We start from the raw sequence: 18,227 nt of genomic DNA, 5'->3' as shown, positions 1-18,227 counted from the left end.
GATAGTGGCTGGCGCGCGGGGTGCCAGCCCTTTGTAATCCTAGAGGCAGGCCAGCGTGGCCGCGTCGATCGCGCTCGCCGCGCCCTGCAGCGCATAGCCGTCGACGAAGGGCACGCCGCCCGTATCCACGCTCTCCACGCTCAGTGCCCGCCCGTCGCGCATCGCGGCGACGATCGCCGAGTCGGTGCGCGCATCGGGTGCCCAGGCATCGTGGCGGCTGGCGGTGAGTTCGAAGCGTCGCTCGCCGGCGACCAGCATCACCCGCGCATGGTCCGCGCGCGCCCGGCTGAGCCGGACATAGAGCTGGTGCCGCACCCCGCGTCCCGGCCAGCTCGCGACGCTGAGATAGGCCTCGCCGCGCCGGGCAAGGTCGGTCGGCCGCGCCACCGCGAAGCAACGCGTGGGCGCGGTGTCGCGGAAGGCGCCCCAGCGTTCGAAAATGCCGATCGTCTCGCGCGGCCCCGCCAGTGCGAGCAGCGCCAGCGCCAGGATCATGCCGGCGCCGCGCCGCGCCCGGTGCCGAGATGCACCACCGTCTCCACGCCGCCCTCGATCCGGACGATCGAGCCTTGCGGCAGGTCAGGTGCCACTGGCGCATCGAACTGCGGCAGCACGTCGCGGCCAGTCATCACCCCGCGCAGGATTCGGCTCGACATGCCGTGCATGATCACCAGCCGGTCGCCGGGATCCTCGTCGGTATCGGCCAGCCAGCTGGAGACGCGCGCGGCGATCGCGTCATACCATTCGCCGCCCTCCGGCGGCCGCGTGTAGAGCCCGTGCTCGCGATCCAGGAACGTCCCTACCTCGCGCTCCAGATCGGCATAATAGCGCCCGCTCCAACTCCCCATGCCGATCTCGACCAGCCGATCGTCGGTGCGCGTCTGGTGCCAGTCGAGCTCGAGATGCTCGGCGATGATGGCCAGCGTCTGGAGCGCGCGGCCGGCGCTGGACGCCCAGAGCGTCAGCTTGGGCTTGGGGCCCAGCAGCGCGCGCAGCGCCGCGCCCATCGCATCGGCCTGGGCGAAGCCGGCGCGGGTCAGCGGGGTGTGGGGATGGTCGCCCTGCATCCGCCGGGCGATGTTGAACACGGTCTCGCCATGCCGCGCGATGAAATCGCGGCCTTTACGGGTGCTGGCCATGGCCATGTCTCTCGGGCGAAACCGGCGGAAACGCAATGCCCCGTTTTGGCCCTGATTCGTTCATCCCGGCGACAGGGCGCGGGGTGCATCCGTCCCCTCGCTCGCGGAGCACGCCGGGAGCGAACGGGAGGAAGAACAGGTCGCGGCGCCCATGGCGGGCCGCCCCTTCCCCTCGATGCCGAGCGTCCAGCCGAAGCCCTTGAGGCTTTCGGTTGAAGTCAGGTCGCACCCTGTCGGTGCGGCTTCAGTGAGGAGTATTCGTTATGCGTACCAAGCTTTCCATCGCCGCCCTGATCGCCACCACGGCCTTCGCCGCACCGGCCTTCGCCCAGTCGCAAGACCAGAGCTTCAACGGATCGCACGTCGAGGTGATCACCGGCTGGGATCATGTGAACGACAAGTCGTCCTACGACGCGTCCAAGGACGGTGTCACCTATGGCGGCAACATCGGCTATGACATCCAGCGCGGCAGCACCGTGTTCGGTGTCGAGGGCGAAGTGAGCGGATCGAGCATCAGCGACCGCAGCGGCGACGTGCTCACCGCCGGCGACCGGCTGCGCGTGAAGGCGGGCCGCGACCTCTATGTCGGCGGTCGTCTCGGTTTCCTCGCGGGTCCGCGCACGCTGATCTACGCCAAGGCCGGCTACACCAACGCGCAGTTCATCACCGACTATGATTCGCCGGCCACCGCTACCGCCCCGGCGCTCTCCTTCCGCCAGCGCGACAATTATGACGGCTGGCGCCTGGGCGCCGGTGCCGAGTTCAAGCTGACCGACAAGGTCTTCGCCAAGGCGGAGTATCGCTATTCCAACTATGGCTCGCAGGCCAACGGCGTCGATCCGGAGCGTCACCAGATCATCACGGGTCTCGGCGTCCGCTTCTGATCGCCGAAAAGGCAGTCTGACTGTGGAAAAGAGGGTCGGGGCAGCTTGCTCCGGCCCTTTTTCGCGTTAAGGGTACGTCATGGCGCATTGCCACCGGCCGGGTCTCGCCGGGTAGAAAGCAGGGCGACGGCCCGGGGGTTTGAGGTACATGAAGGCGACGATCGAACGCGCAACTCTGTTGAGGGGCCTGAGCCACGTCCAGTCCGTGGTTGAGCGGCGCAACACGATTCCGATCCTGTCCAACGTGCTGATCGATGCGCAGCTGGGCGGCACGATCCGGCTGATGGCGACCGATCTCGATCTGCAGATCGACGAGACGATACCGGCCGCGGTCGATCAGGTCGGCGCGACGACGGTGTCGGCGCACACGCTGTTCGACATCGTCCGCAAGCTGCCCGAGGGCTCGCAGGTGGTGCTCACCGCGGCCGAGGGTAAGCTGACGGTGGTCGCCGGCCGCGCCCGCTTCCAGCTCGGCACGCTGCCGCGCGACGATTTCCCGATGATCGCCGAGGGCGAGCTGCCGACGACGTTCGAGCTGCCCGCCGAGACGCTCAAGCAGATCATCGACAAGACCCGCTTCGCGATCTCCACCGAGGAGACGCGCTATTATCTGAACGGCATCTTCTTCCACGTGACCGACGATGCCAGCCGCATGCTCCGCGCGGCGGCGACCGACGGCCACCGGTTGGCGCGCGTCACCGTGCCCTGCCCGGATGGCGCCGATGCGATGCCGGGCGTGATCGTGCCGCGCAAGTGCGTGGCGGAGCTGCGCAAGCTGCTCGACGAAGTCGACGGTTCGGTGGGCGTGTCGCTCTCGCCGTCGAAGATTCGCTTCGACCTGGGCCAGGCGATCCTCACCTCGAAGCTGATCGACGGCACCTTCCCCGATTACAGCCGCGTGATCCCGACCGCGAACGACAAGCTGCTCAAGCTCGATCCGAAGAGCCTGATGCAGGGCGTCGACCGCGTCTCGACCATCGCGACCGAGAAGACCCGCGCGGTGAAGATGGCGCTGGAGCGCGACAAGGTCGTGCTGTCGGTGACCAGCCCCGAGAACGGCGTCGCGGCCGAAGAAGTCCCCGGTGAATATGCCGCAATGGGTTTCGAGATCGGCTTCAACAGCCGTTACTTGATGGACATTCTCGGCCAGATCGAAGGCGATCTCGTCGAAGTACATCTGGCGGACGCTGCTGCACCGACGCTGATCCGCGAGAATGATTCGTCGCCCGCGCTCTACGTATTGATGCCGATGCGGGTCTGATCCCGCATCGATTTTTCTTGTGCGAACAGCGGCTTGTCCATGGTTGACGGCCGCTTTCCGGCGCACCCCGCGCTTTCCCCGGCTATGTCGGCCGCTGCTTTGCGACCATAAGTGGGCCCAAGCCCCGAGGGTCGCACTTTACGGGACTTGGGTCGGGCGGCGGGTCTCCCTGGATCCGTCGTCCGCCTCAAAGCTTTCGGCCGCGCGTTGAAAAGATCCCGCGCGCCTGCTATTAACAGTCATGTCAGTTAGAGGGATCGGACTGCATGGCGACCAAGGCTCCGCAACCGTTGCTCAACCCCGGCGTGCCGCTCAAGCGCGAATGGAGCACCGCCTTGTCGGCGCTGCGCAAGCTGCTCGCCAATGGCGACGATACCGAACAGGTCTTCAAGATCATGCGCGCGCTGAACGGCGACGTCAGCCAGCGCAATTACCGCAAGCTGCTGACCATGCCCGGCGGCGGCAAGCTCGCCTATCGCCGGCTGGAGCTGTCGCAGCGGCTCTCCGACCGCAGCTGGATCGACAGCTTCGCCCCCGGCACCTTCGGTGCGGCCTATCGCGATTTCCTCGATTCGACAGGCTATTCGGCCGACGGGCTGGTCCAGGTCAGCATGGTCGAGGGTGGCTTCCAGGGGATCGAGGTCGAACACCCCTATGCCTGGATGGGCCGGCGCGAGCGCGATATCCATGATCTCTGGCACGTGCTGACCGGCTACAAGGCCGACGAGCATCTGGGGGAACTGTGCCTGGTCGCCTTCTCCTATGCGCAGACGGGCGGCACCGGCTGGGGCTTCATCGCCATTGGCGGCGCGCTCAAGAGCATCCGCACCACCGGGCGGCTCGATTGCGTGAAGGCGATCTGGGAAGGCTATCGCCACGGCAAGCGCGCCGGCTGGCTGCACGCCGAGGATTACGAGCAGCTGCTCGAGGAGCCTTTGGAGACGGCGCGGGCGCGGCTGGGTATCACCGAGCCGAAACAATATCGCATCGCCCAAGCCAAGCTGGCCGAGGCGGGGATCGGCGCGCTCTAAGGGGTCTCGCCCCACTTCCGCTTTTCCTCCTGTCGCTTCTCCTCCATCTCCTTCGCGATCGATCGCAGCGCCTCGGGGCTGAACAGATCCTTAGGGACGGCGAAGCGGGCGGGAGCGATGGGCTCGAAGTCGAGGGCGAGCAGTTGAACGGTCCTGGCATCGCCGATCATCAGCGGCGCGCCCTTTTCCGCCATCGCCGCCAGAGCCGCGCGGAACTGGCCGCGCTTGTCCAGCGGGCCGAACGTATCGAAAAAGCCGCTGGCCGCCGATCGGAGCGCGCGGTTCACCGGTGCCAGCTTGGGCGAGTCGGTGAACGCGGCTTCGATGCTGTCCGCCGGGTCGCTCTTGCCCGCGGGCCAGAGCCGCCAGACCTGCCCCTTCAGCCCCAGCACCTCGATCGCGCGCAGCGGCTCGAGACGCGGGGCGGCCGTAGCCGGTGCGGGGGGCGGCGGTGTCTTCCCGGCCGCGCGGAACATCACGCGGAGGAATTCCAGCATGTCGTCGCGGTGGCCGGAGATAGCCATGCCGTCGAACTTGCCGAAGGTGACATATTCCTCGCCACCGCGGCGAAGATAGACGAAGTCGTCGATCTGGACACGCGCGTCGCCGTTGTCGGCCACTTCCACGATCAGCCGGTCCACGCCGGCCTTGTAGGTCGCGGTGACGTCCGCCAGCGCCGGCCATGGGGCCAGCGCCAGCAGGATCGGCAGTGCGCGTGCCAGACGCTTGCGCATTACTTCGCGGCCGGAGTCGCTTCCGGTGCCGAAGCAGGTGCGGCAGGTGCTGCGGGCGCACCCTCGGCCGGTGCGGCACCGGCCTTGTCGCCGGCGGCCTTGGCGGCTTCGAGCGCCTTGTTGGCCTGGTCCTCGATCCGCTTGCGGAGTGCGGCGCGATCGAGCACGTTCGGCAGCGCGAACTCGCTGGCGGGGATCGCGCCCGGCTTGACGCTCTGCAGCGTCAGCGCGTCGCCCAGGCGGAGCACGGCGCCCTTGGCGATCACGTCTTCCAGCACCTTTTCGGCCTTGGGGACGCTGGTGAACACGGTGGCCATGCGCGCGCCGGTCAGCTTGGTCTGCATGCCGATCGCGGCGGCGATGTTCTTCAGGCGGCTGTCGTCGCTGACGACGATGCGGATCGAATCGCCCTGCGGGTTGCCCTTGGGCTGGACGCTCCAGATCGTGCCCTTCTGGTCGCCGACCTTCTCCTCGCCGACCTGGACCGCTTCATAGTCGGGGTCCTGCGGCAGCGCCTGGGCCTTCATGCCCTTGGCCTTGGCGATGTCCTGCGTCGCGCCGACGAAATCGGCGAAGCTGGCGGCGAACTTGTCGTTGCCGTCGGTGATCACGACATAATCGGTGCCACCCTTGTGGATCAGGGTCTGCGGGCCGGCTTCCACCTTGGCGTCACCATTGGCGGCAGCTTTGACGGTGATCGTGCCGCGGCCGCCGGCGGCGGCGTAGGTGGCGGTCACGTCCTCGGGTGCCTTGGTGCAGGCCGCAACCAGCGCGAGCGCGGCAATCGTAACAGTCTTGCGGATCATGTGTTTCTATCCCTTCGCCCTGATCTATCGGCCAAGCGGTGTTCGTGGGCAAGGTGCTGCGCTACAGCCCCTTTCATGGCCGTCAAGCGTCTCCTGCTCACCGACTTCCGCAACCACGAAGATGCCCTGCTGACCCCGGGGGCGGACTTCGTCGTGCTGAGCGGCGAGAATGGCGCGGGCAAGACCAATATCCTGGAAGCCGTATCGCTGCTCGCGCCCGGCCGCGGCCTGCGCGGGGCGCCGCTCAGCGAGATGGCGCGGCAGGGCGGGGCGGGGGGCTTCGGCATCGCCGCGACACTCGACGAAGCCGAGATCGGCACCGGCACCCGCGCCGATGCGCCCGAGCGGCGGATCGTCCGGGTCAACGGGGCGACCGCCGCGGCGACCAGCCTGGCGCAGTGGCTGGTGGTGCTGTGGCTCACCCCCGCGATGGACCGGCTGTTCCTCGAAGCGCCGGGCGACCGCCGCCGTTTCCTCGACCGGCTGACCCTCGCACTCAACCCTCGCCACGCCCACGAGGCGACCCGCTACGAAGCCGCAATGCGCGAGCGCAACCGGCTGCTCGCCGACGAACTGCCGCCCGATCCGGCCTGGCTCGATGCGCTGGAGGCACGGATGGCCGAGCATGGCGCGGCGATCGATGCCGCTCGCCGCGATGCCGTGGCCGCGCTGGGCGCCCGCCTTGCCGACCAGCCTGCGGGCCCCTTCGCGCGAGCGGGCCTCACGCTGGAGGGCTGGCGGGGCGACGCGCCCGCGCTCGCCGCAGCGCTGCGCGACGGCCGCCGCCGCGATGCCGCGGCCGGGCGTACCCTCACCGGCCCGCACCGCGCCGATCTGCAAGTCACGCATCTCGACAAGGCCCAGCCCGCGCATCTCTGCTCGACCGGCGAGCAGAAGGCGCTGCTGCTCGGCATCGTGCTGGCCCATGCCGAACTGGTGGCGGACCGGGTCGGCACCCCACCGATCCTGCTGCTCGACGAAGTTGCCGCGCATCTCGATCCCGGCCGCCGCGCCGCGTTGTTCGAGCGGCTGGCCGGGCGCGGGCAGGTGTGGATGACGGGCACCGAGCCCGCGCTGTTCGAAGCCGTTCCCGCCACCGCTACCCGCTACCGGGTAGCCGATGGCAGGATCGAGCCCGCCTGAGCCTCATTCCTGCTCGGTGTACGCTTTCACCAGATCGAACAGATAGTCGCGACCGGTATAGAGCGAGCGGATCTCCACCCGCTCGTTGAGGCCGTGGACGCCGTTCCCGTCGGGATCGCCCCAGGCGCCCGGCACGCCATAGGTGGGGATGCCCACGGCGGCGAGGAAGATGCCGTCGGTCGCGCCCGTCGACATGGTCGGCACCAGGGGCACGTCGGGGAAATATTTGGCGACCAGTTTCTCGGCCGGCCCCACCACCTTGGGATCGAGCGCTGGCGGCTTGGCGATCGGCCGCACCGGCGGGACCATGGTGATCGTCACCTTGGCGTCGCCGATCGCCGTTGCCAGCGACTTCTGGATTTCCTCGCCGCTGTGGCCGGGGAAGATCCGGCAGTTGATGTTCGCCGCGGCCCGCTGCGGCAGGGCATTGTTGGCGTGGCCGCCCTCCAGCAAGGTCGCGACGCAGGTGGTCCGCAGCATCGAATGGTAGATGCGATCGGTGTTGAGCAGAGTCTCGGCGCCCTTGTCGGCCGGGTTGGCGGCGATCGCCACCATCGCCTTGCCCATCGCATCGCTGCGCGCGGCCCCCGCCTTGGCGAAATAGGCGCGGGTGGTGTCGGAAAGTTCCAGCGGGAAGTCATAGGCGCGGATCTTCACCAGCGCATCGGCCAGCTCGTAGATCGCATTGTCCGGCACCGGGATCGAGCTGTGGCCACCAGGATTGCTCGTCTCCAGCCGGAAATTCTGCACCGCCTTCTCGCCGACCTGCATGCTCTGGACGAGCACCTTCCCATGCCCGTCCGACTTGCCGCCGCCGCCTTCGTTGAGCGCGAATTCGGCGTCGATCAGGTCGCGCTTGTTCTTGGCCAACCATTCGGCGCCGTTGAACGCCCAGGTCGTCTCCTCGCCGCAGGTGAGCGCCAGCTTCACGGTGCGCTTAGGTCTGTACCCCGCCTGCTGGAAGCGGATCAGCGTGTCCGCCCAAGCGGCCGCCATCGCCTTGTCGTCGGCGGTGCCGCGGGCGTAATAATAGCCATTCTCCTCGACCAGCTTGAACGGATCGCGCGTCCAGTCCTCGCGCTTGGCCGCGACCACGTCGATATGCGCGAGCAGCAGGAGCGGCTTCCCCTTCTTCGACGTGCCCGGATAGACCGCGACCAGCCCGCCGTCCTTCGGATGCTCGGGCGTCGAGAACAGCGTGAGCTGATCGTCCTTGAACCCGGCCGCCTTCAGCCGCGCGGCGATCTGCTCGGCCGCCTGGGTGCAACTGCCGACATTTACCACGGTGTTAGTCTCGACCAGTTCCTTGTAGAGTTCGAAGAACTTGGCCTGATCGGGCCGCGTCTGCGCAGCGGCGGGTGCAGCGATCGCGGCTGCGAGCGCGGCGGTGGCGAGAAGCATCTTCATCCGGTTTTCCCCATTTTCCCTGCGCGCAGTGGAGCATGGGAACGGGGAGAAGGGAAGCGCCTCCACAGACGCTTCCACGCTCCCTACATAGGATCCGTGCCCGCCGATCTCCCCGCACTTCTGGCCGACTGGTTCACCGCGCGCGGATGGGCGCCGCGGGGGCACCAGTGGGACATGCTCACGGCCGCGCGGGCGGGGCGGCATGCGCTGCTTGTCGCGCCCACGGGGGCCGGCAAGACGCTGTCGGGCTTCCTGCCGACGCTGGCCGAGCTGATCGAGGCGCCGGCCGAGGGGCTGCACACGCTCTACATCTCGCCGCTCAAGGCGCTGGCGGTGGACGTGCAGCGCAACCTGCTGACACCCATCGAACAGATGGGCCTGCCGATTCGCGTCGAGACGCGCACCGGCGACACGCCGCACGAGAAGAAGGTCCGCCAGCGCGCCCGCCCGCCCCAGGTGCTGATGACCACCCCGGAGTCGCTCAGCCTGCTGCTCTCCTATGAGGACAGCCTGACGATGTTCGCCGGGCTGAAGACGGTGGTGATCGACGAGATCCACGCCTTCGCCACCGGCAAGCGCGGCGACCTGCTGGCGCTGGCGCTCGCCCGGCTGGAGCGGCTGGCGCCGGGCTTCCGCCGGGTCGGGCTCTCCGCCACCGTCGCCGATCCCGACGGCTATCGCGCCTGGCTCGCGCCCTATGGCGACATCGATGCGGTGACGCTGGTGCAGGGCGAGAAGGGCGCCGATCCTGACATCGCGATCCTGCTGCCCGAGGGCCGCGTGCCCTGGGCTGGGCATTCGGGCATCTATGCCATCCCGCAGGTGATGGCGGAGATCGAGACGCACAAGACGACGATCGTCTTCTGCAACACGCGGGGCTTGGCCGAACTCGTTTTCCAGCAGCTGTGGAAGGTCAACGAGCTCAAGCTGCCGATCGGCGTGCATCATGGCAGCCTCAGCCTGGAGGCGCGGCAAAAGGCCGAGCAGGCGATGGCCGACGGGCGGCTGCGCGCGCTGGTCGCCACTGCCAGCCTCGATCTCGGGGTGGACTGGGGCGATGTCGACTGCGTGATCCAGATGGGCGCGCCCAAGGGTTCGTCGCGGCTGCTCCAGCGGATCGGCCGCGCCAATCACCGGCTCGACGAGGCGAGCGAGGCGGTGCTGATCCCCGGCAACCGCTTCGAATATCTGGAGGCGCGCGCGGCACTCGATGCGGTCGAGGCGGGCGAGCTGGATCCCGACATCTTCCGCCCCGGCGCGCTCGACGTGCTCGCCCAGCATGTCATGGGCTGTGCCTGCGCGGCACCCTTCCAGGCGGCCGACATGCTGCGGGAAGTGCGTGCAGCATTGCCCTATTCGGCGCTGACCGAGGAGGTCTTCGATCGCGTCCTGAATTTCATCGCCGATGGCGGCTACTCCTTGCGAGCCTATGACAAGTTCAAGCGGCTGACCCAGGGCAAGGATGGGGTCTGGCGGGTCACCCAGCCCAATTTTATTGCGCAGCATCGGCTGAACGCCGGCATCATCGTCGAATCGCCGATGCTGGAGGTGCGGTTCAAGAACGGCAAGCGGCTGGGCAAGGTGGAGGAGGGGTTCGCGGCCTCGCTCTCCCCCGGCGACACCTTCTTCTTCGGCGGCCTCGCGCTGGAAGTGGAGCGGGTGGAGGCGACCGATCTGATCGTCCGCGCCACCGCCAAGCAGGCGCGGGTGCCGAGCTATATGGGCGCGCGGCTGGCGATCACCGCCAACCTCGCCGACCGGGTGCGCACCTTCCTGTTCGATCGCAGCCAATGGGCGCGCTTCCCCAGCGATGTTCGCGAATGGCTGGAGACGCAGGACCGTCGTTCGACGCTCCCGGCGCCGGGCCAGCTGCTGGTCGAGACCTTCCCACACGAAGGCCGGCACCACCTCGTCATCTACAGCTTCGAGGGCTGGAACGCGCACCAGTCGCTCGGCATGCTGGTCACGCGGCGGATGGAGGCGATGGGGCTCAAGCCGCTGGGCTTCGTCGCCAACGACTATGCGCTAGCGGTGTACGGGCTGGAGAAGATTCTCGATCCGCGTCCGCTCTTCTCGCCCGACATCCTGGAGCACGAGTTCGTCGACTGGGTGCAGGGCTCCGCCTTGCTCAAGCGCGCCTTCCGCGAAGTGGCGATCATCGGCGGGCTAGTCGAGCGCCAGCATCCCGGCAAGAAGAAGACCGGGCGGCAGGTCACCTTCTCCACTGACCTGATCTACGACGTGCTGCGCAAGTACGAGCCCGATCACCTGCTGCTCCGCGCCGCCTGGGAAGATGCGCGCGCCAAGATGACCGATGTCGGCCGTCTGGCCCGGCTGCTCGACGAAGCGGGCGCGCGGATGCTCCATGTCGATCTGGAGCGGGTCAGCCCGATGGCAGTCCCGGTGCTGATCATGATCGGTCGCGAGTCGGTGGCGCAGGGCACCACCGAAGATGCGCTGCTCGAAGAGGCGGAAGCCATTGCTGCCGAGGCGATGCGGCTCGACTGACCCCGTTCTTTTGCGGGATTGCTGCGCAACATGAACAGGCGTATTTTCCCTATATGTTCGGAGTCTCGTCCTCGCTGGTCCTTTGGGCCCTGCCGCTCGGCTTGCTGGCAAGCGGGCCTGTCGCCGTCCGGACGGACCCGGAGACCGCCCCCGCCGCCGGCCAGCCCGACGCGATCCAGCTCGCGCTCGGCGAGACCAATGCGCGCCTCACCGTGCCGGTCGCGATCACCCAGCAGGGGCCCTACAACTTCATCATCGATACCGGTGCCGAGCGCACGGTGGTGTCGCACGAGCTGGCGGCGCGGCTGGGACTCACGGCGGGGGCTTCGGTACACGTTACCTCAATGACCGGCCGCAGCCTAGCCACCACGGTCATCGTGCCCGATCTCAAGATCGAATCGATCGGCACCGCGCACCATATCGTCGCGCCTGCGTTCGATGCCGCCAATATCGGTGCGGCGGGGCTGCTCGGCATCGACACGTTGCGCGATCATGAGGTGACGATCGACTTCGACACCGCGACCATGGCGGTGCGCCCCAGCGTCAAGCGCAAGCGGAACGAGAAGCATGATCCGGACGAGATCATCGTCTCCGCCAAGGACCAGTTCGGCCAGCTGATCGTCACCGATGCCTATTATGGCAACGCCCGGGTGCAGGTGGTGCTCGATACCGGCTCGCAGGTGACAATGGGCAACGAGGCACTCCGCCGGAAGGTCGGCAAGAGCCTCGGCGTGCTGCAGACGATCGAGCTGACCAGCGTCGATGGCGGCAAGACGCTGGCGCAATATGGCCATGTGCCCGACATGCGGGTGAGCAACGTCGCGTTCGATGCGCTGCCGGTCGCCTTTGCCGAGGCCGAGCCGTTCAAGCGGTTCGGGCTTACCAAGCGGCCGGCAATCATGCTCGGCATGGATGCGATGCGCAGTTTCCGTCGGGTCGAGATCGATTTTCCCAACCGGCAGGTGCGCTTCTTCCTGCCCCGGGGCATGCGCGACAAGCGCGCCAATTTCGAGGCGCCGCTGCTGCCGCCGGGCCTGCGGAATCCGGCGCGCGATTGACTTTACCGGCCGGGTCTGATTGGCCTGACCATATGACCACGCTTTCGCGCGCGACGCTCGCCGGGCTTCCTGCCGGCATCCTCCGCCCCGGCCACGACCTGGCCGCGATCCGCACCGGGATCGTCCATTTCGGTCCCGGCGCCTTCCACCGCGCCCACCAGGCGGCGTTCATCGATAAGGTGCTCGACAGCGATCCGCGCTGGGGCATCGCCGCGGTGTCGCTACGGAGCGGCACGACGACGGACGCGCTCAAGGCGCAAGACGGACTCTACACGCTGGCGGTGATCGACCGCGAGCCCTCGACCCGCATCATCGCCGCGCATTCGGATGCGATCGGCCCGGGCGAAGGCGCCCGCCTGCGCGCGCTGCTCGCCAGCCCCGAGGTGCGGATCGCGACCAGCACGGTGACCGAAAAGGGCTATTGTCTGGGCGGCGACGGCACGCTCGACATGAACCACCCCGACATCGTCCATGATCGCGCGCGTCCGGAAGAGCCGGCCAGCGTGATCGGCTGGATCGTCACCGGCCTCGCCGATCGCCGTGCGGCGGGCGTGGCGCCCTTCGCGATGCTCTGCTGCGACAACATGACCGGCAATGGCGGCAAGCTCCGCGCCGCCTGCGTGGCGCTGGCGCGCGCATGGGATGCAGACCTCGCCGACTGGATCGCGGCGGAGGTGGCGTTTCCGGATTCGATGGTCGACTCGATCACCCCGGCCAGCGACGCGGCCTTCCTCGCCACGGTGGCGGGCGATCTCGGCGTCGAGGACAAGGCGGCGGTGCAGCGCGAATCCTTTACCCAATGGGTGCTGCAGCGCTTCGACATGGCCGACGGGCCGGACCTCGCCGCCGCAGGCGTGACGCTGACCAGCGACGTGCGCGGCTATGAACAGGCCAAGCTGCGCATCCTCAACGGCAGCCATTCGAGCCTGGCCTATATCGGCCTGCTCCTCGGGCACGAGACGGTGTTCGAGGCGATGTCGGACGCGGCGCTCGGCGGCTTCGTCACGCGGCTGGCGCATCAGGACATCGCGGCATCGCTGGGGCCGGTCGATGGGCTGGACGTGCCCGGCTATGTCGATGCGGTGCTCGATCGCTTCCGAAACCCGGCGATCCGGCATCTGCTGGCGCAGATCGCCTGGGATGGCTCGCAGAAGCTGCCGTACCGGTTGCTCGACACGACGGCGGCGGCGCTGGACGCCGGGCGTCCGGTCGAGCGGCTCGTAGTGCCGGTCGCCGCTTGGATCGCTTTCCTGGGCAACAAGGCCAAGGCAGGCGAGACGATCACCGATCCACTGGCGGAGGTGCTCGCCGCGGCCGCAACCGATGCGGCGCCGGTAGAGGCGGTGCTGGCGCTGCGGCAGGTCTTTCCGGCGCGCGTGGCCGAGGATGCGCGGTATCGCGAGGCGCTCGCCGCTGCGTATGCGGCGATCCAGGCTGGTAAGCTGGGCGAACTGCTCGCGAGCTGATCCCCCTTCTTCTAAATCCCCCTCCCGCAAGCGGGAGGGGGGAAGAGATGGCTAGCGCGCCTGCCGCCTCGTGTAGAGATACAGCCCGGCGGTAATCGCCAGGAACAGCGCCGTGCCGCCCGCCAGCGCCACGCCCGCGAACCCGGGCCCGACCAGCGCCAACGGAGACTCGCTGCCCGTCTCGTACACGATGCCTGCGTAGAGCACCCCGAACAGGCTGTCGCCGACGATCATGCCGGTCGCCATCAGCACGCCCATCCGCTTGACAAACTCGGGGTCCCGGGCCCGTTCGGCGGCGCGGTCGTAGAACCAGCCGATCACCGCGCCGATCACCACGGTCAGCGTCACGCCCATCGGCAGATAGATGCCGAGGCCCACCGCCAGTGGTGGCAGTCGCAGCTTGGTGGTGCGCGCCAGCACCTCGTCGACCAGGATCACGCCGGCGCCGATCAGCGCACCCACGCCGATCAGGTCCCAGCGCAGATCGCCGCCCAGCACGCCCTTGGCGAGCGACGAGATCAGCGCCGCCTGCGGGGCGGGCAGCGCGTCGGCGCTGGCACCTGCCACGCCGGCAAAGCCGAACGAGGCGTTGAGAACGCTCAGCACCGGCGGGATGACGAGGCTGCCGAAGATCACGCCGAAGATCAGCGCCACCTGCTGCTTCCACGGCGTCGCGCCGACCAGCTGGCCGGTCTTGAGGTCTTGGAGATTGTCGTTGGAGATGGTCGCCACGCCGAACACGATGCCGGTGACGATCAGCGCATAGGCGATCAGCGCCTGGGTCGTGCCGGGATCGAGATTGCGGCCGTACAGCCCAACGAGCATCAGCGCGGCGGCGACCACTGAGAGGATGCCGATCCCCGAGACCGGGCTGTTCGACGCGCCGATCAGGCCCGCCATATAGCCGCACACCGAGGCGATCACGAGCCCGACGACCAGCACGAACACCAGCGATCCCGCCACCAGCAGCCCCGCCGAGGCGGAAAGCGGCCCGGCCGCGAGCACGCTCCACAACAGCCAGCCGATCGGCAGCAGCATGCCCAGCGTCACCACTGCGACGATGCCGATCGGCAGGTCGCGCTCGCCGATCGGCACGTCTGCGCCGCTCCGCGCGGCGGCCGAGGCGGCGAGCGAGGAGCGGATGCCGCCGATTACCGGGCCGATGATCTTGAGCAGCGTCCAGATCGCCGCCATGCCGATCGTGCCTGCGCCGAGGAAGCGCACGTCGCTGCGGAACGCGGTGTTCGCCACCGCCTCGGCCGTGCCGGGCATGCCGGCGCTCAGGATCGGCAGCGCGATCCACCAGCCGATCGCGACGCCGACCAGGATGGCGATGCCGACCGTGAGGCCGATCAGGTGCCCTGCGCCGATCAGCGCGAACTGGAGCCCGCCGATGATACCGGTCGAGCCCGCGCCCGCCTTGAAGAACACCGCGCCTTCCTCGGCTGCCAGCTTCATCCTTGTGACCAGCGCGAAGCCCGCCGCGGCCACCGCGTTGACCACGATCACCTTCAGCCCGCGCGCGCTCTCCTCGGCGCCCTCGCGGCTGCCGGCGCCGACCTGCAGCACTTCGGCGGCGGCGCGGCCCTCGGGGTAGGGGAGGTCGGGGGAATCGACCACCAGCGCGCGCCGAAGCGGCACCGAGAACATCACGCCGAGGATGCCGCCGAACATCGTGATCGCGGCGGTCTCGACATAGGGGAAGCCGTTCCACCAGCCGATCATCACCAGGCCCGGCAGCACGAAGATGATCGCGGCCAGCGTCCCCGCCGCGCTGGCGACGGTCTGGACGATGTTGTTCTCGAGGATCGTCGAGCCGGGGAAGAAGCGCAGGATCGCCATCGAGATCACCGCGGCGGGGATCGAGGTGGCGAAGGTCAGGCCGATCTTCAGGCCGAGATAGACATTGGCGGCAGTGAACAGCAGCGTGATCGCGCCGCCGAGCAGCACGCCGCGCAGCGTGAGTTCAAGCGGCGCGCGGGCGGGGGCAGTTGCCATGCGCTAGGGGCTCCAGAGTGGCAGCCCGGCTATGCCGAGCCAGCAAAAACCCATCGTGCCACCCCGTGTCCGGTTTGGACAGGCCGTTTACGATGGGGCGTGGAGGCGAACCGCCGCGAACAGGCCGGGCCGAACCCGGAATATGTGCGGGGAGCGGTCGGTAAGCCGAAGTGCGGCGACGGCGACGAGGGTCCCGCCGAGCACATCCACCACATAATGGCCGCCAATGGGAATCGCGGCGAACCACATCAGGAGGTTCAGCGGCAGCGACACGATGCGCAGCAGGCGGAACGGCCAAAGCGCCCATGCGAAGAGCACGGCCATGCTGGCGTGAAAGCTCGGAAAGCTGATGATCCCACCGAGGTCTGTGAGATCGATAGCGTGCATCTCGTGCGCCTGCAGGGCGCTGATCACCATGCCGTAATGCCGCGCATTGGCCGGCACCGGTGCGTAGCCGTAGAAGTCGAAAGCAGCCGCGGCCGGCATGAGGAAGAAGACTGGCAGGCCAAGCAGAATTGCCACGCCGAACGCGGCGAGGAGGCGATGCATTCGCGCGGTGCGACCGGACGCGCAGAGCAAGAGGATGATGGCGGAGGGAAGCCAGAAGCATGCGTAGTAGGCGCGCTCGAGCACAAGCAGCAGCCAAGGGCCGGCGGTGGTCGTGTTGCGGATATACAGCCAGTCGAAGCCTAGCAAATGATCCGCGCTATCCAGCAGGGGGTCGGTGAGCGGGCCGGCATGCCAGAGCACAAGATAGCTGGAAACGGCGCCCACCATGCCAATCACGAGAAGCAAGGCCATCGCGGCCAGTGCCTCGACCAGCCAAGCGATGCGGGGGCATAGCCCAGGGTCTGCCAGCAGCCCGGCAATGAGCAGCAGGCACGCCAGAACGACGCGATCGATCGAGCCCTCCGTCACCGAAAGCCCAGTCGCTTCGACGGCTAGAACGCAGCACAAAAAGGATATGGCGACGCTTCGCCACAATATCCTGCGCATCACGACGATCCCCCCTTGCCCCAGCCCAGGCTGGCAACAGGAGCTTAACGCCGCGTCAAAGCCAGTGAATTTCCTGCAGCTATTTCATGATGCTAAAGCTGCAAGCTAGGCCCCGCCTATTGTGTCGACGCGCGGCGATCAGCCGCGGAACAGCCCGCCCAGCACGCCGCGCACCACCTGCCCCAGCACGCCGCCACCGCCCTTGCTGCCGAACACCGCCTTGCTGACTTCGTTGGCCACCGCGCGCCCCGCTGCCGACGAGGCCGAGCGGGTGGCGGAGCGGATCGCGCGGTTGAGCGGGTTGTTTGCCGCCTCGCGCTCGGCTGCGATGCGGGCGCGTTCCTCTTCCTTGGCGCGACGCGCGTCTTCCTTGGCCTGCGCCGCGGCGGCCTTTTCCGCAGCGTCCCGCGCCTGAGCTTCGGCGGCGGCGGCGCTGGCCTCGGCGCGCTTGGCGCCGAGCAATTCCTCGGCGGATTCGCGGTCGATGGCGGTGTCGTACTTGGCGCCGACCGCGTCGGTTTCCACCAGAATCTTGCGCTCGTCCGCCGCCAGCGGCCCTACCCGCGAGGCCGGTGGTCGGATCAGCGTGCGCGTCACCGGCGCGGGCGATCCATCGGCCTGGAGCAGCGAGACCAGCGCCTCGCCAACCGCCAGCTCGGTGATCGCGGTCGCCACGTCGAGGCCGGGGCTCGCCCGGAAGGTCTCGGCGGCGGCGCGGATGGCCTTCTGGTCGCGCGGGGTGAAGGCGCGCAGCGCGTGCTGGACGCGGTTGCCGAGCTGCGCGGCGACGTCCTCGGGGATGTCGATCGGGTTCTGCGTGACGAAATAGACGCCGACGCCCTTCGACCGGATCAGCCGCACGACCTGCTCGATCTTCTCGAGCAGCGCCTTGGGCGCATCGTCGAACAGCAGGTGGGCCTCGTCGAAGAAGAAGACGAGCACCGGCTTGTCGGGATCGCCGATCTCGGGAAGCGTCTCAAACAGCTCGGAGAGCAGCCAGAGCAGGAAGCTGGCATAAAGCCGCGGGCTCGCCATCAGCTTGTCGGCGGCGAGGATGTTGATCACGCCGCGACCGCCATCGTCGTGCGCCAGGAAATCCTGCATGCTCAGCGCCGGCTCGCCGAAGAAATGGCTGCCGCCCTGGGAGCGCAGCTGGAGCAGCTGGCGCTGGATCGCGCCGACGCTCTGCTTCGAGACATTGCCGTAGGTGGTCGAGAGTTCGTCGGCCCGCTCGGCGCAATGGGCGAGCATCGCCTGCAAATCGTCAAGGTCGAGCAGCAGCAGGCCGTCGGCATCGGCGACATGGAAGGCGATGGTCAGCACGCCTTCCTGCACTTCGTTGAGGTCCATCAGCCGGGCGAGCAGCAGCGGCCCCATTTCGGAGACGGCGGCACGGATGGGATGGCCCTGCTCGCCGAACAGGTCCCACAGCTGCACCGGCATCGCCTGGTACTTCCAGTCGCTATCGCCGATCGCCTGCGCGCGCGCGGCGAAGGCGGCATGCGGCTTGGCGAGCGGCGATCCGGCCATGCCGAGCCCGCCCAGATCGCCCTTCACGTCGGCGACGAACACCGGCACCCCGGCGGCGGAGAACCCCTCGGCCAGCCCCTGCAGCGTCACCGTCTTGCCGGTGCCGGTCGCGCCCGCGATCAGCCCGTGGCGATTGGCCCGGCGCAGGTTCAGCTCGATCCGCGCGTCCCCGGCTGCACCAACGAAAAGGCCCGTCTCTTCCGCCATTTCCTGCTCCTTTATGGGGGAGCAGGCATAGGGAAGAAACGGGCCTTGGTCAGCCGTTT

At 68.2% G+C, this 18,227-nt stretch carries 15 protein-coding genes; 7 read left to right on the top strand and 8 right to left on the bottom strand.

Annotation, left to right across the window (positions count from 1 at the left end):
- Positions 1–39: 39 nt before the first annotated feature.
- Positions 40–495, bottom strand: coding sequence for a hypothetical protein (locus ABIC35_RS13065; protein WP_121072439.1), 456 nt, complete (start codon positions 493–495; stop codon positions 40–42).
- Complete coding sequence (locus ABIC35_RS13060; RefSeq protein WP_121078987.1) at positions 492–1,139, bottom strand: histidine phosphatase family protein; 648 nt, start codon at positions 1,137–1,139, stop codon at positions 492–494. The genes ABIC35_RS13065 and ABIC35_RS13060 overlap by 4 nt, the downstream gene beginning before the upstream one ends.
- Positions 1,140–1,402: 263 nt before the next feature.
- Between ABIC35_RS13060 and ABIC35_RS13055 the strand changes: the two genes are divergently transcribed.
- From ABIC35_RS13055 to ABIC35_RS13045, 3 genes are all read left to right on the top strand, one after another.
- Positions 1,403–2,023, top strand: a complete 621-nt coding sequence (locus ABIC35_RS13055; RefSeq protein ID WP_121072437.1) for an outer membrane protein — start codon at positions 1,403–1,405, stop codon at positions 2,021–2,023.
- A gap of 148 nt (positions 2,024–2,171) precedes the next feature.
- A complete protein-coding gene (gene dnaN, locus ABIC35_RS13050) occupies positions 2,172–3,284 on the top strand; it encodes a DNA polymerase III subunit beta (RefSeq protein WP_121072435.1) in 1,113 nt (370 codons plus the stop codon).
- A gap of 266 nt (positions 3,285–3,550) precedes the next feature.
- A complete protein-coding gene (locus ABIC35_RS13045; RefSeq protein ID WP_121072433.1) occupies positions 3,551–4,315 on the top strand; it encodes a Coq4 family protein in 765 nt (254 codons plus the stop codon).
- Here the strand turns inward: ABIC35_RS13045 and ABIC35_RS13040 are convergent.
- Entirely contained in the window at positions 4,312–5,049 is a 738-nt protein-coding gene (locus tag ABIC35_RS13040) for a hypothetical protein (RefSeq protein ID WP_121072431.1), read from the bottom strand. The genes ABIC35_RS13045 and ABIC35_RS13040 overlap by 4 nt on opposite strands.
- Positions 5,049–5,855 carry a hypothetical protein gene (locus ABIC35_RS13035; protein ID WP_121072429.1) on the bottom strand — a complete coding sequence of 269 codons (807 nt, stop codon included), beginning with the start codon at positions 5,853–5,855 and terminating at the stop codon, positions 5,049–5,051. Before ABIC35_RS13035 ends, ABIC35_RS13040 begins: the two co-directional genes overlap by 1 nt.
- 75 nt (positions 5,856–5,930) lie before the next feature.
- Between ABIC35_RS13035 and recF the strand changes: the two genes are divergently transcribed.
- Positions 5,931–6,998 (top strand): DNA replication/repair protein RecF, encoded by a 1,068-nt coding sequence (recF, locus tag ABIC35_RS13030; RefSeq protein ID WP_121072427.1) that lies wholly within the window; start codon positions 5,931–5,933, stop codon positions 6,996–6,998.
- A 3-nt stretch (positions 6,999–7,001) separates the two neighbouring features.
- Here the strand turns inward: recF and ABIC35_RS13025 are convergent, their stop codons facing one another.
- Positions 7,002–8,405 (bottom strand): M20/M25/M40 family metallo-hydrolase, encoded by a 1,404-nt coding sequence (locus ABIC35_RS13025; RefSeq protein ID WP_121072425.1) that lies wholly within the window; start codon positions 8,403–8,405, stop codon positions 7,002–7,004.
- 96 nt (positions 8,406–8,501) lie between these two features.
- On the opposite strand from ABIC35_RS13025, the gene ABIC35_RS13020 reads away from it, so the two are divergent.
- The 3 genes from ABIC35_RS13020 to ABIC35_RS13010 are packed head-to-tail and all read left to right on the top strand — an operon-like array spanning position 8,502 to position 13,437.
- Positions 8,502–10,913 carry a ligase-associated DNA damage response DEXH box helicase gene (locus tag ABIC35_RS13020; RefSeq protein ID WP_354278476.1) on the top strand — a complete coding sequence of 804 codons (2,412 nt, stop codon included), beginning with the start codon at positions 8,502–8,504 and terminating at the stop codon, positions 10,911–10,913.
- A 53-nt stretch (positions 10,914–10,966) separates the two neighbouring features.
- A complete protein-coding gene (locus tag ABIC35_RS13015; protein WP_121072423.1) occupies positions 10,967–11,971 on the top strand; it encodes a retroviral-like aspartic protease family protein in 1,005 nt (334 codons plus the stop codon).
- A 32-nt stretch (positions 11,972–12,003) separates the two neighbouring features.
- Positions 12,004–13,437, top strand: coding sequence for a mannitol dehydrogenase family protein (locus tag ABIC35_RS13010; protein WP_121072420.1), 1,434 nt, complete (start codon positions 12,004–12,006; stop codon positions 13,435–13,437).
- A 51-nt stretch (positions 13,438–13,488) separates the two neighbouring features.
- On the opposite strand, the gene ABIC35_RS13005 is transcribed toward ABIC35_RS13010, so the two are convergent.
- From ABIC35_RS13005 to ABIC35_RS12995, 3 genes are all read right to left on the bottom strand, one after another.
- Positions 13,489–15,435, bottom strand: a complete 1,947-nt coding sequence (locus ABIC35_RS13005; RefSeq protein ID WP_121072418.1) for an OPT family oligopeptide transporter — start codon at positions 15,433–15,435, stop codon at positions 13,489–13,491.
- 87 nt (positions 15,436–15,522) lie between these two features.
- Positions 15,523–16,353, bottom strand: a complete 831-nt coding sequence (locus tag ABIC35_RS13000; protein WP_183049264.1) for a phosphatase PAP2 family protein — start codon at positions 16,351–16,353, stop codon at positions 15,523–15,525.
- A 216-nt stretch (positions 16,354–16,569) separates the two neighbouring features.
- Positions 16,570–18,168, bottom strand: a complete 1,599-nt coding sequence (locus ABIC35_RS12995; protein WP_121072414.1) for a helicase HerA-like domain-containing protein — start codon at positions 18,166–18,168, stop codon at positions 16,570–16,572.
- Positions 18,169–18,227: the final 59 nt, after the last annotated feature.

It is taken from the genome of Sphingomonas trueperi, from assembly GCF_040545965.1.
Taxonomy (GTDB): domain Bacteria; phylum Pseudomonadota; class Alphaproteobacteria; order Sphingomonadales; family Sphingomonadaceae; genus Sphingomonas; species Sphingomonas trueperi_C.
Note: the sequence above shows the minus strand (reverse complement) of the source record. Positions and strands in the feature narration are given on the sequence as shown.